Here is a 15,131-nt window from a genome sequence, read left to right on the forward strand (position 1 = left end):
AGGGTGCGCTGTGCGCACCGGAATAAACTGGGTCAGTCTCTTCGCGCCCTGGCCAGTCTGGTGATCTGGTCCTCGTAGGCGCGGGCGAACTCTTCGCCGAAGAGATCCTGAAAGTTGTCTTCGGCCTCCGCCAGCAGTTCTTTGTGTTTCTCCGCATACTGCTCCCAGTACCAGGCATTTTTGCTCTCCAGCAGGCTGCGCCCCCCTTTTTGCTGGAAGTAACGCTCCAGTGCCTCGGGCTCGAAACGCTGCAACATGGCGGAGAGTGCGCCCTGCATACCGGCCATTACCGCAAGCTGATGGGCCGAGATGTCATCCACCGCTTCCCGGATTGCATCCATGGGAGAGAGGTAGGCGCTGTTGTCCGGCCTGAACAGCTGGGACAGGGCTTCTTCTACGCTGACGGTGAATTTTAGTGGATTGTTCTCTACCGGACGGATAGTAGTCAGCTGCATGCGGAACTGGCTTTTGATCTCGGCACGCGCGCGTAGCACTCCCATCAGGCCCTCCACCATCTCCCGCATCAGAGCGCCCAGTGTGCGCAGAGTTTCCGGTGCGACATCGGTTGGAATGTCGAAATGCTGCATACCTGCGCCTTCAAGAATCAGGCGTAGTGCCTCTTGATCCTGAACCGATGTCGGTGGGCTGGGCGTGACCGCAGGCTGGGTTGCTGGCGGTGGTGAAGGAGGAGGGGCAGATACGGGTTCCTCCTCTGCTGGTGGTGGTGCCGACAGTGGCGCCTCTGTCAGTGAGTCCCAATCCTCTGGGATGGCCTGAGGTGGTTGGAAAAATTCGTTTTCCACCGGCACATCATCCCTTTCAGAACCAGTAACGGGAGAGGGGACAGGTTCCGGCGGCGTGGAAAAGAGGGAGTTGGTGGTGGGTGTGGTGTCCACCCGATCGTCGTCCGCTTCTCTCTCATGGAAAAAAGCGTCAACAACGGGCGATGCAGCAGGGGTCAGAGGTGGTGCGGCAAAGGGATTGTCCGCGCCGAAGGCAGGGGCGGCAGCCCCTGCGTCTCCCTCCAAAACAATCTCAATCTCATAGTCGCCGATCAGCAGATGGTCGCCGTTGCTCAGTGATGCGCTGTTGCCGCGCCCCAATGGCTGCTCGCTACCTCCTACATAGATACCGTTGGTGCTGGTGTCGGTGATGTAGAAGCTACCGTCGCGAAAGGCAATGGCCGCGTGTTTGCCGGAGATGAAACGTTCGGGATCAGGCAGCACGAAAAGGTTACCGGCGGAACGTCCCAGAGTGCCGCCCTGTGAGTCGAACTCAGCCGACAAAGGAGTGACAGGCGGCTGATTGCGGTAGGTAGTGACGTTCAGACAGAGTTTCATGGGTGGTAGAGACTGATGATCCAATTTGGGTTAGGACAATTCCGCTTCCATGTTCCGGGCCGGGACCGGCACAACCAGACAGGGCGCTATACGGATTACCTGATCAGGTGGTCAATCTTCTATATCTTCTGCAACTGATCGGTAAATATCAATGATAATCGCACCTTTCGCTAGTCGCTTCGGTTGTCTTTACCGAACATGGGCATATACTTTCTCAAGTATCGTAAGCTTTATTGGGGTTTGCGAAAAGTCGTGTCGACGGGCTGGGGATGAGGCAATGAGTGTAGTCGGTGTGAGGCAACGCAGCCGGGTATTGATCCGGGTTCTCACTCTTGTCTTGGCGTTCTCCGGCATCGGACCGGTTCAGTCCGCCGGTCCACTCATCCCAGATCCTGCAATGCCGCGGGACATGGATGTTCCGGGGCCGCTGTTGGACATCCCGCTGCCCGCAGAGGGCGCTGAGGAGGAGGCCCTCAAGGGTTTCCGAGTCCCACTTAAACGCGAACGCGTTCCGGACGAGAACCGGGTCGAGGTCAATCGTCTGAGTGTCAAACGACTCATTCCCATCCAGCAGTTCGAAGGTAAGTGTGCCAAGACCGAGTCCGGCTTCACCTGCGACATCAATCTGGATGACGATGCACTGCAGCAGGTACTCGACGAGGTGCTGAAAGCTTACCGCAAGCAGTTCGCCATGTTCGACCAGGCGGGCATCAATGTACGGCTCACCTTCGATGTCGACTGCAACCACACTGAATATGGCGAGTTTTGCGCCGTGCCGGTGTTGGATCCTGCGCTGGACCAACTGCTTAAATCGGTTCTGCAGGAGTATGAAAACCAGTTTTCCATCTTCGACCTGGAGGATGTCTCTATCCGGGTGACCAACTTTTTCCGCGAGCGCGACAGAATTCTGGACACTGCTTTCCTGCCCCCCCAGACGGTGGAAAATGCCTCAGTGGAGATCCATCTCCTTGAGGGACGGTTGGGCAAGGTGGCAGTCAAGGGCAATCAGCGTTATGAGCCTGAAGTCTTGTTGAAACCCTTTGAGAAGCTGGTGGACGAACCGGTCACTCGCAGCGAGATCACTCAGTCGCTGCTCAGCGTCTGGGACTATCCTGGGCTGCGCCTGGCGGAGCGCCGAGCCCAGCTGACCTTCTTCCCCGACGAAGAGGTGGGCAAGACTGCACTGGAACTTGAGGTATTTGAAGAGAAGTATCCCATAAACCTCGGTTTTTCACTGGATAATTCCGGATCTGAATACTCGGGTATCTACCGTGGACGTCTCAACCTCGACTGGAATAACCCCACCGGTGCCGCTGACCGATTCTCGGCTTCGCTGCTCAACAACGCCAGTCCCAGTAACGGTCGTTTTTATGCCTTTGACTACATGCGACCGGTTATTACACCGGACTATCATGTCAGTATGGGAGTCAGCCGCAACCAGTTTGAGATTGGCCAGGAACTGGAGGTGTTCGAGATTGATGGTGTGACGGAGCAGATGTACCTCGCCCTTGATCGGGTGTTCTGGCAGACTTTTCGCACCCGTCTCGCGGCCTCTGCGGGGCTGACGCTCAAAGATGCCCTGACTCGCCAAACGGATATAGTCACCGCCCAGGACAAATTGTCGGTGTTCAACTTTGGTCTCGATTTCCTCGATTCCGACGAACTGTTGGCACCGGTGGGGCGCTCCAACCAGCTGCGTTTGAACGTTGCCTACCATCGGGGAGTCGGGGATCTGTTCGGGGCGATGGAGGGAGAGAACGCCTCCAATTCCAGTCGTACCGGCGGCGACGGAACCAAAGCCGGGGGCAGTTTCGGCAAACTCGTATTCGGTGCCGTACGCAAACAACAGTTATTCGCCGACACCATGCTTTGGTTACGGGTGAACGGGCAGTATTCGCCGGATCTGCTGGTCTCCCTGGAGCAGATGGCCCTGGGTGGTCCCAGCAGCGTCCGGGCATATCCTACCGCCGAATTTTTACGTGACAGCGGCTATTTCCTCTCCCTGGAGTGGTCGTCTAACCTGCCATTTTTCAAGGAGACTGCGGTTCCAGGTTGGGTTGCCGGCTCCACCGCCACCACTTGGGGGCGGGCGATTACCGTATCGCTTTTTGTGGATCATGCCAGCGGCTGGCTCAACAATCCTCTGGACAATGAGGATGAATCCATCGCTCTCAGCGGCGCCGGGCTTGGGTTGGGTTTCAACACCTCCCGCTTCAGTATGAACATGTCGCTGGCTACACCCTTGGGGGATCGTGAGCCGAGCAATGAAAGAGATCCGCAGTTTTTTGTGAACATGCTGTTCCAGCTTTTTTGACAGTATTTGATGGGCGTTGCTATTGTTAGAATTTAGATAATTATTGTTATTTATCTGTTTGATAAATATAATATTATTATACTTAATGAATAGGAATTCAGGTGATTGTCCAGGTTGGGTTCAGGTCAAATAAGACACCATATAAAGCGGAAAAAACCAATAAATAGTCCATACTAACTAATAAGCGAACTGTAGCGTGGTGAGGTCGGAGATCGTCTGAGAGTTTAGCAATGAGAAGGCGCCATCGGCGAAGGAAAGCGGCACGCGTGGGCCAGACTGCCACTGGTTCGAGTGAAACTTGCTACGCCATAAAAGAGTTATCCCATTTCATACGGATGGCAATCGTCCTGCCAGCCAGTTTGCTGCTTGCTCAGCCGGGTATGGTTTTGGCCGGTCCCCAAGGGGGGCAGGTAGTCGGTGGTCAGGGCGCGATCAGCACACCCAGCACCAACACCACCCTGATCCAGCAGCAGTCTCACAACCTGGCTCTGGAGTGGCAGAGCTTCAACGTACAGGCCCAGGAGTTGGTGCGATTCCAGCAACCCTCCGCTTCCGCCGCCGTCCTCAACCGCATACTCGATCAAAATCCCAGCCAGATCTTCGGCACCATCGAAGCCAACGGCCGGGTTTTTCTCTCCAATCCCAATGGCCTCATCTTCGGCCGTACCGCTACCGTCAATGTCGGCAGTCTCATCGCCACGGGCCTGGACATGGATCCGGGCAAATTCATGGACGGCAAATATGAACTGGGTCTGCCTGACGGCCAATCCCCCGGCAGCGTGATCAACCGCGGAATCATCAAGGCCGCTACCGGCGGCAGCGTCGTTATGGTGGGCGGCACTGCCAGCAATGAAGGGCTGATCGTTGCCGATGTGGGTTACGTTCACCTTGCCTCCGGGCGCAAGGCCGTGGTTGATTTTGACGGTGCCGGATTGATCCGTTTTCGCGTCGACGAAGCAGTGCTGGGCAATGACAGCGGTGCCGAAGCTTCCGTGGCCAATTCAGGTGAGATCCGTGCCGAAGGCGGCACTGTGGTTCTGGCCGGACACACCGCCCGCGACGTCTTCAGCCAAGTGGTCAACAACACAGGTGTGATCCATGCCGGCAGCATCGACAAATCCGGTGGCAAGATCCGGTTGACCGGGTTTGGCGGTCTGGTGGCCAACAGCGGCAGGTTGGAAGCGTCGGGTACCAAGGGTGGAAGCATCGAGGTAACAGGCGACCGCATCACATCCAGTGGCGCTATTGTTGCCGACGGCAGTGCAGGTGATGGCGGCAGGGTGAAACTGGAATCTGCCGATACGACCCTCCTGACCGATAACAGTGCCATCAGCGCCCAATCCAAGATTGGTGGCAAAGGCGGTAGTGTGCAGGTGTTGGGTGACCGTGTCGGCCTGTTCGGCAACGCAACGATTGATGCCTCCGGCCATATTGGTGGCGGCGAAGTGCTGGTTGGTGGGGATTACCAGGGGGGTAATCCGGATGTGCTGAATGCCGACCGAACTTATGTTGGGCCAGATACGCAGATCAGGGCGGATGCCATTGTTGATGGTGATGGCGGCAAGGTGATCGTTTGGGCGGATGAAATCACCAGGTTCTACGGAACCATTAGTGCAAAAGGCGACAGCAATTCAGGTAGTGGTGGTTTTGCCGAGGTATCCGGTAAAGAGGGTTTGATCTATCGAGGAACAACTGATCTATCTGGAGCTGATGGTCGTCAGGGGACACTCCTCCTCGATCCTGGCACGATCACAATTGCTGGCGGAAGTTCAGACGGTAGTGATAACGAGGCCGGCGATTCAGCAACCGTGCTCTCTCATGATGGCGATACAACCGTAGCATTTGCAGATATTCCGGCCAGTTTTACCGTGTATGAATCCGAAATCGAAGGAACCAATGCCGATATCATCCTGCAAGCCACTGATGGTATCTCTACCTCTGGAACTTTCGATAATGGTGGCGAAGGGAATGGCATACTCCTTTTGAATACTGATCGATCCTTGACTCTGATTACTCGCAATGCAGCATTAGAAGGAAGCACAGGCATTGATGTATCTGCGATAGAAATCCGCGGGCAAGGTGCTGGAGATATCATCATTCAATCCGGATCAGATGGTCGTGATGTGGGTACAGCCAACATTGCGGTTGGCACTCTGACTTCCGGGTCCGGGTCGATCACAATCAATTCAGAAGGCACCGTATCTGTCAGCGGTGCACTCTCGACAGGTGGGAACATTGGTATCACGGCAGGTGATGCTGCAACCTTTGCGCTGGACAATACGACAGAAAATGTGACGGCCGCCATACTGACGGTCACTGCCACTGACGTGGATGGTTTTGACACCATCAACAGTCTGGGCAGTACCAACGTGATACTACAACCGGATGCGGTGGCGGATACGGTCGGACTGGCGGTGGCGGACGGGACAAGCTTCACCCTGACCACCGACGACATTGCCGAATTGAAGGCAGGCAGCGGTACAGTGACCATAGGCCAGGCTGGCGGCACAGGCGCGATCAGTCTGGGCGGTGCAGTGGATCTGGCCGGAAAGAATGTGGCCCTGCGAGGTGGCCGGATCAACGATACCATCAACACCCTCAGTGCCGACACGTTGGCTTTGGATTTGGATTCCAACGGGGCGGGTGCAAATACCCTGGGTACTACCGTATCCACGCTGTCCATTGATTCTTCCGACGGCAATGATGCCACCAATCAAAGCGTGACTGTGGTGAATGCCGGTGCAGTGGCTCTAGATATCCTTAATTTGGACGGCGGTACTTTGAACCTGACCGCCGGAGGCGCCATCACCGACGGCAATGCTGATGCCGCTGGCGCGGATACCACGGTAAATGTGACGGCTGATACCCTGAACATCCTGGGCAACCAGGCGGTGACGGATATTGAGACAGCGGTTAGCACTCTGGATCTGACTACTGCGGCCACCTCTATCAGCAATACCGGCGCGCTGGCGCTGGCTGACTCTATAGTGACGGGTCAGTTGGATCTGACCGGCAGTGCGGGCATCGCTCTGGGTACCCTGACGGCCACCGGCCAGACGGTGAATTTGACCGCTGGAGGTGCTATTACCCAGAACGGCGTTTTGACAGCAACTACCCTGAACGTCACTAATGCCAGCAGTACCACCACGCTGACTCAAGCCAATGTACTGATCAACTTGGATACGGTGAATGCTACTGGAGGTGACTTCCAGCTGGCCAACGACCAGGCGCTGAATCTGACTGGCGGGATCGATGCTGGAGTAAACGACGTCACGATCACTACTGGCGCCAATGCGGTCACCTTTGCCTTGGACAATACGACAGAAAATGTGACGGCCGGCATACTGACGGTCACTGCCACTGACGTGGATGGTTTTGACACCATCAACAGTCTGGGCAGTACCAACGTGATACTACAACCGGATGCGGTGGCGGATACGGTGGGACTGGCAGTGGCGGACGGGACGAGCTTCACCCTGACCACCGACGACATTGCCGAATTGAAGGCAGGCAGCGGTACAGTGACCATCGGCCAGGCTGGCGGCACAGGCGCGATCAGCCTGGGCGATGCGGTGGATCTGGCCGGAAAGAATGTGGCCCTGCGAGGTGGCCGGATCAACGATACCACCAACACCATCAGTGCCGACACATTGGATTTGGATTTGGATTCCAACGGGGCGGGTGCAAATACTCTGAGTACTACCGTATCCACGCTGTCCATTGACTCTTCCGACGGCAATGATGCCACTAACCAAAGCGTGAATGTGGTGAATACCGCTGCGGTGGCTCTAGGTATCCTTAATTTGGACGGCGGCACTTTGAACCTGACCGCCGGAGGCGCCATCACTGACGGCAATGCTGATGCCGCTGGCGCGGATACCACGGTAAATGTGACGGCTGACACCCTGAACATCCTGGGCAACCAGGCGGTGACGGATATTGAGACAGCGGTTAGCACTCTGGATCTGACTACTGCGGCCACCTCTATCAGCAATACCGGCGCGCTGGCGCTGGCTGACTCTATAGTGACGGGTCAGTTGGATCTGACCGGCAGTGCGGGCATCGCTCTGGGTACCCTGACGGCCACCGGCCAGACGGTGAACCTGGCCGCCGGAGGTGCTATTACCGATGCTAATGCGGATGCCGCCGGCGCCGATACCACAGTGAATGTAACCGCTGACACCCTGAACATTCTGGGTAACCATGCGGTGACGGATATTGAGACAGCGGCGAGCAACCTGGACCTGGCTACGGCGGCCACCAGCATCAGCAACACAGGTGCGTTGACCCTGGCCGACTCCACGGTGACAGGGCAGTTGGATCTGACCGGCAGCGTCGGGATTGCCCTGAACAACCTGGACGCCACTGGTCAGGCGGTGAACCTGAACGCTGCCGGCGCCATCACCGACGGTAACGGTGGCGGAACCAACATCACGGCAACGACTATTTCGCTCACCGCCGTCTCAGGCATAGGGGCGGAGGATGCCATTGAAACCGCAGCTACATCCCTGTCGGTGGACAACAGTGGTGCCTTTGATGTGCAAATCTCAAACAGCCAGGCAAGTGCCACCGAACTGACTTCACTGAGCACGGTGGGGGCTAATGTAACCTTCAACCAGACTGGTGGCGGTGACTTGAATGTTACCGGTGCTGTCACCAGTGGCAACCATCCAGGTACCGATGGTGGCAACATCCTGATCAATGCCACCGGCAACCTGACCCTTAATGCAGACCTGGATACCCGAGACGGCAGTGGCGGCACCAGCACCCTGTCCGGACTCACCGTGAGCAACGGGGTGCAGATTAGACTGGGTGCCGGTGACATTACCGCAACCGGCGGTTCCCCGGATACCGTGATCGCCTCCGACATCATCCACTCTGAAGCCGGGCATGGTGATATCAATCTGGTCGCCGACCGCGATATCGTTATTCAGGCCATGTTGCAAACAACCCTGGACACTCTGGATATCATCCTGAGTGCGGATAATGATAACGATAGCGATGGTGGCGTGCGGGTGGACACCGGCGGTTTCATCGACTCTGCCCGAGACGTGACCATTACCGGTTCCGACCTTTCCGACGACAACGATCCCAATGGCGTCGGCGGGTTCAACAGTGTCTACGTGGCCGCGGATGGCGCCAATAATCAGATCCAGGCGGCAGGGAGCATTACCCTGCAAAGCAGTGGCGTTGCCCCCGCAGGGTCAGATATTCAGCTGGACGGGCGGGTTACCGCCACTGGGGCTGGTGGCGTGACCGTGAATGCCCTGGACCAGATTCTGCTCAATACCGTGCTCACTGCGGGTGGTGGCGGGATCGCCATGCAGAACAACGTGGTTCTGACCGGCAACAGTAGTCTGACTGCAGCCAATGGGCCGATCAACTTCTCCGGCACCATTCAAGGACAGGGGTCCGCCTGGGATCTGGCCGTGAATGCCGGCAACGGTGTTGTAACCCTTGGTGGCGCAGTGGGTGCCGGCAACTTGGTTGGGGCCATAGACATCGATGCCGGAACCCTGAATCAGAATGGTGACATTACCGCTCAGGGGCAGGTTGATCTCACCTTGGCCAACGCCTTTACCCTTGGAACCATCACTGCGACCGGCCAGACGGTGAACCTGTCCGCGGGTGGCGCCATTACCGACGGCAATGCTGATGCGGCTGGCGTGGATGCCACGGTCAATGTAACCGCCGGCACCCTGAACATCCTGGGCAACCAGGCGGTGATTGACATTGAGACAGCGGTTAACACGCTTGATCTGACCACTGCTGCGACTTCCATCAGCAATACCGGCGCGTTGACTCTGACCGACTCCATTGTGGGTGGGCAGTTGGATTTGACCGGCAGTGCCGGGATCGTTCTGAACAATCTGGACGCGGCGGGTCAGACGGTGAACCTGATTGCCGCAGGGGATGTGACCGATGGGGCCGGAACAGGGGTTGCTGCTGCGACAATGACGGCTACGCTGACGGGAGTATCCTCGGACCTGACCTTGGATTCGGGTAATCATAACATTGCCCAGTTGGGGGCGGTGACGGCTCCAGGTGGTTTCACCCTGGATAATGGCGACAACGGCATCACTCTGACTGCCGCGGTACAAGCCGCCAACAACGTCATCAATATTGGTGTGGGTACCGGTACCCTGGTCACCAATGCGGCTGGAACTCTCTCAGCCGGAACCGGCGCCATCACCCTGACCGGTGACGGAATGAGCCTGGATGGCGTCGTCAACGGAACTGGAACCCTTCTGGTTCAGCCCACCACTGTGGGACAAAGCATCGGTATTGCCGGTGGCGCGGGGGCCTTCTCTCTCACGACTGAGGAAATTGCCGAATTCCAGAATGGGTTCAGCGGAATCACCATCGGCCGTGCCGACGGAACCGGAACCATCACCATCAATGCTGTTACCTTCAACGACCCGATTACCCTTCGTGCTCCCGACGGGGCCGGTGCTATCGCGGTGGACGGTCAGATTACGGGCAACGACAACGCGTCGATCACCCTGGATGGTCCGGGAGCTACGACCACGCTGAACGCTGATATCGTCACCGCCGGCAACGCAATCTCGATCAGCGATAACGTGATTCTTGGTACTCCAGCCACGGTGACCCTGGATACTACCAATAGTGGAGTAGTTGTGGCCGGCGCAAACATCGGTATCGGTGGAACGGTTGATGACGACGGTGTTGCCAGTGCGCTGGTGCTCAACGGTGGAGCAGGGGGGACGGTGGCGCTGTCTGGTTCGGCCGGAGAGGGCACGGCCCTGGGCGGTTTGACGATCGGCAATGCTGCACAGGTGGATTTGGCCAACGTGATCGCCGATGGCGCTGTCGTGGTGGCTGGCGGCAACATCGACCTGAATGGAACCACCTACACCAGTAACTCAGGAGCATTGACCTTCACCGGCGCGGTGGATCTGGACAGCGGTGGCGTCGTCACCCTGACCACCGATGGTGGAGCAGGCGATGACATCACCCTCACTGGCGCGGTGGAAGATGCCGACAGTGCGGATACCCTGGTGCTCAATGCGGGTGGATTGGGCAACGTGGATCTACGAAGTGCCGTCGGTGGAACCAATATGCTGGCAGCGCTGACTGTCAGCAGTGCGGCACAGGTGGATACGGGGGCTGTAACCACCGTTGGTGCCCAGGGTTACACAGCCGACGAGATCGACTTTAACGGTGGAGTTGGTTCCATTGCTGGCACGAGCATCATTCTGCAGCCGGTTGCCGATGGCACTTCGATAGGAGTGGGAGGCGGAGCCGGTACCCTGGATGTTTCCGCTACCGACATAGCTGCGTTGGCTGATGGATTCGCTTCGATTTCCATTGGCCGGGCTAGTGGTGCCCACGCCATCGTAGTGGGCGGCTCGACCTTCGTGGATCCGGTGACCATTCGGGCGCCGGCCGGTGCTGGCAGCATCACGGTAGACGGTCAGCTTACGGGCAACGACAACGCTTCGATCACGTTGGATGGCTCGGGGAGCACTACCACGCTGAACGCCGACATCGTCACTGCGGGTAACGTGATCGTGATAAGCGATAACGTTATCCTTGGCACACCTGCCACTGTGACCTTGAATACAACCAATGGAGTTGCTACCGGCGCGGACATCAATATTGCAGGTACGGTCAATGATGACAGTACTGCCAGCGCGCTGGTGCTCAACGGTGGTGCCGGGGGGGGTGTGATGCTGTCTGGTGCGATCGGGGCAGACATAGCCCTTGACGGCTTGACAGTCAGCAATGCGGCCCAAGTGGATCTGGCCAACATGATCGCCAACACCCCCATCGCAGTGACCGGCGACAACATCGACCTGAATGGAACCATCTACACCAGTAACACGGGAGCATTAACCTTTACCGGCGCTGTGGATCTGGACAGTGGTGGCGCCGTCACCCTGACCTCTGGAGGGGGAGCGGGAGACGACATCACCATCACCAGCGTGGTGGAAGATGCCGACAGCGCTGACTCCCTGGTGCTCAACGCCGGTGCGGCGGGTATTGTTAACTTGCTGGGCGCGGTTGGTGAGAACAATGCGTTGGCGGCATTAACGGTAACCAATAGCGCCGGCATATCGCTGCCTGCACTGGGGATTGCCGACGATCTTATTGCCAATTCCGCCGGCGCCATCATCGACAGCGGCATACTGGATATCGGCGGTGATGCCCAGTTCACGACTACTGCACTCAACGGCTCGGTGATCCTGGATCAGGCCAGTGATATCGACGGTGCCTTGATTGTGACCACCGACGGCACGGGCACCACAAGCGTTACCAATCTGACCGATGCTATCGATCTTGGGACAATCACCACCGCACAACTGCTGATTGGCGCAGCCGGTACCATCACCGACAGCGGCGTACTGGACATCGGCGGTGATGCCCAGTTCACGACTACTGCACTCAACGGCTCGGTGATCCTGGATCAGGCGAGTGACATAGACGGTGCCTTGATCGTGACCACTGACGGCACGGGCACCACCAGCGTTACCAATCTGACAGACTCCATTGATCTTGGGACGATCATCACCGCACAGCTGACCATTGGTGCAGCGGGCGCGATCATCGACAGCGGCGTAATGGATATCGGTGGCGATGCCCAGTTCACCACCACGGCTGCCAACGGATCGGTGATCCTGGATCAGGCCAGCGATATCGATGGGGCTTTGATTGTGACCACCGACGGCACGGGTACCACCAGCGTGACCAATCTGACCGACGCCATCGATCTTGGCACGATCACCACCGCGCAACTGACGGTTGGTGCAGCGGGTGCTATAACCGACAGCGGCATACTGGACATCGGCGGTGATGCCCAGTTCACGACTACTGCACTCAACGGCTCGGTGATCCTGGATCAGGCCAGTGATATCGACGGTGCCTTGATTGTGACCACCGACGGCACGGGCACCACAAGCGTTACCAATCTGACCGATGCTATCGATCTTGGGACAATCACCACCGCACAACTGCTGATTGGCGCAGCCGGTACCATCACCGACAGCGGCGTACTGGACATCGGCGGTGATGCCCAGTTCACGACTACTGCACTCAACGGCTCGGTGATCCTGGATCAGGCGAGTGACATAGACGGTGCCTTGATCGTGACCACTGACGGCACGGGCGCCGCCAGCGTCACCAACCTGGCCGACGCCGTCGATCTTGGCACGATCACCACCGCACAGCTGACGATTGGTGCAGCGGGTGCCATCATCGACAGCGGCGTACTGGATATCGGCGGTGATGCCCAGTTCACGACAACGGCAGCCAACGGTTCGGTGACCCTGGATCAGGCCAGCGACGTCGACGGTGCCTTGATCGTGACCACCGACGGCACGGGCACCACCAGCGTGACCAATCTGACCGATGTCATCGATCTTGGGACAATCACCACCGCACAACTGATGGTTGCATCCGGTACCATCACCGACAGCGGCGTACTGGACATCGGCGGCGATGCCCAGTTCACCACAACGGCAGCCAACGGATCGGTGACCCTGGATCAGGCCAGTGATATCGACGGTGCCTTGATTGTGACCACCGACGGCACGGGTACTACCAGCGTCACCAATCTGACCGACGCCATCGACCTTGGCACGATCACCACCGCACAACTGACGATTGGGGCTGCGGGCACGATCATCGACAGCGGCGTACTGGATATCGGCGGCGATGCCCAGTTCACGACTACTGCACTCAACGGCTCGGTGACCCTGGATCAGGCCAGCGACATCGACGGTGCCTTGATTGTGGACACCGACGGCACGGGCACCACCAGCGTGACGAACATGACCGATGCCATCGATCTTGGCACGATCACCACCGCACAACTGACGATTGGCGTAGCAGGTGCGATCACCGACAGCGGCGTACTGGACATCGGCGGTGATGCCTTGTTCACAACAACGGCAGCCAACGGCTCGGTGACCCTGGATCAGGCCAGCGATATCGACGGTGCCTTGATCGTGACCACCGACGGTACAGGCACCACCAGCGTGACGAACCTGGCCGATGCTATCGACCTGGGCGCAATTACCACAGCACAGCTAACGCTCGGTGCAGCGGGTGCCATTACCGATAGCGGCACTCTATCTGTGAACGGCAGTGCCTTGTTTGTCACTCGGAACGATGCTGCTGCCGACATCACGCTGAATGATGCCAACTCCCAGTTTGGCTTCCTGGCGGTACGGACCTTGAATGAGGGGGGTACGACGGCTGTAGCGGGTGCGATCGACGTGACCGAATCAGGGGTGATGAATATCAACCAGGTTGAGGCTTTGGGCACAGCAGTACTGACTGCTGAAACGATCATTGGCGGCGGCAATATCACGGCGGCTAATCTGAATCTGAATGCAACGGGTGGTGGAGTTGTGCTGCCTGAGATGTCACTGACCGATCTTGATGTTACAGCAAGCGGCTCGATCACCCAGAGTGGGGCGTTGAGCATTGGTGGAACCAGCAGCTTCACAACTGGTGCCAATGACATCACTTTGGTCGATGAGCACAATGACTTCATAGGCGCTGTCAGTGTAAACAACAGTGGCAATAACACTGTTACTGTCAGAGACAAGGATACCCTTGTTGTCGGTGATATTGCTGCGGGCGGCGACACAATAATGTGGGCAGACTCCATTCTTCAAACCGGGAACATCACTTCAGAAAATGGCTTTGTCAAAGTGTTTGCAGATACCGGCACCCTGACGATGAACGCCGGTACCCATACCTTAGCCACTTCTGGTCATCAGATTGTTTACACGGGTCATGACGACGTTACCATCTCTCAACTGGAAACCGCTGCAGCGGAAATAAATGTGAATTCTGAATTTGGTGACATCAAGGCGACCAACGAAAATGTGAATGTCAAGGGCAGCGGTGTGACAGCCAATATTTACGCATTGGGTTTCGTCGGTTCCATCGGCACAAGTACTCAACCGGTGCGCTTCCAGCAGCCGGATGTGGGCACCATAAACCTGGCCTTTAATCACGAAGCGGTCATCAGTGGGCAGTGGGGTGCAGTCATTACCGGGACAGTGAATGTCATCACGGGCAAACCTGTTTACGAAAGAAGTACAGGCCTGACTGCAGGGCGATCCTCCATCGGGGGAACCGTTACCGATTTGTCAGCAGTGCAAAGTCTGCTTGCCGGACAGGTTCAGGCCGCATCCCAGGATCAGTTTGAAAAAGTTGATGCAGCCCTTCTGAAATCTCAGATCAAGATCCACAATGTTATTGGGCTTGGGCTCAGGATGCCAGGCATTCTGGATGAACAAGAGGGTGGGGATTTTAGTGGCGATGAACTCACCATGGGTGGTAGGTGGCTTAATCTGAAATATGAACTGCCGAAAAATTGGATGAGTCACGTCAAAGCCTTCCCAAAGGTTTTTTATGCGCCGGATGAGTCGAGAATCGATGGTGGGAGAATGCGGTAGGCGTTGTTCAGGTCGATGAGAAACCCGGCTTGAGCCGGATCTGCA

The 15,131-nt window shown here is 57.3% G+C and carries 3 protein-coding genes; 2 read left to right on the forward strand and 1 reads right to left on the reverse strand.

The annotated features are described in order from the left end of the window. Nucleotides 1-32: 32 nt before the first annotated feature. Complete coding sequence (gene tagH / locus HPY30_16200) at nucleotides 33-1,340, reverse strand: type VI secretion system-associated FHA domain protein TagH (GenBank protein QYZ67386.1); 1,308 nt, start codon at nucleotides 1,338-1,340, stop codon at nucleotides 33-35. A gap of 277 nt (nucleotides 1,341-1,617) precedes the next feature. On the opposite strand from tagH, the gene HPY30_16205 reads away from it, so the two are divergent. Beyond that, nucleotides 1,618-3,654: a hypothetical protein gene (locus HPY30_16205; GenBank protein ID QYZ67387.1), complete on the forward strand. Its 2,037-nt coding sequence runs from the start codon at nucleotides 1,618-1,620 to the stop codon at nucleotides 3,652-3,654. A 266-nt stretch (nucleotides 3,655-3,920) separates the two neighbouring features. Then, nucleotides 3,921-15,086 (forward strand): filamentous hemagglutinin N-terminal domain-containing protein, encoded by an 11,166-nt coding sequence (locus HPY30_16210; GenBank protein ID QYZ67388.1) that lies wholly within the window; start codon nucleotides 3,921-3,923, stop codon nucleotides 15,084-15,086. Nucleotides 15,087-15,131: the final 45 nt, after the last annotated feature.

This window comes from Gammaproteobacteria bacterium (ex Lamellibrachia satsuma) (assembly GCA_019623805.1).
GTDB lineage: Bacteria > Pseudomonadota > Gammaproteobacteria > Chromatiales > Chromatiaceae > QGON01.

What these genes read in the sequence shown, in the direction of transcription:
- HPY30_16205 (QYZ67387.1), top strand. Translation starts at nt 1,618, where the DNA reads ATGAGTGTAGTCGGTGTGAGGCAACGCAGCCGGGTATTGATCCGGGTT.
- tagH (QYZ67386.1), bottom strand. Translation starts at nt 1,340, where the DNA reads ATGAAACTCTGTCTGAACGTCACTACCTACCGCAATCAGCCGCCTGTC.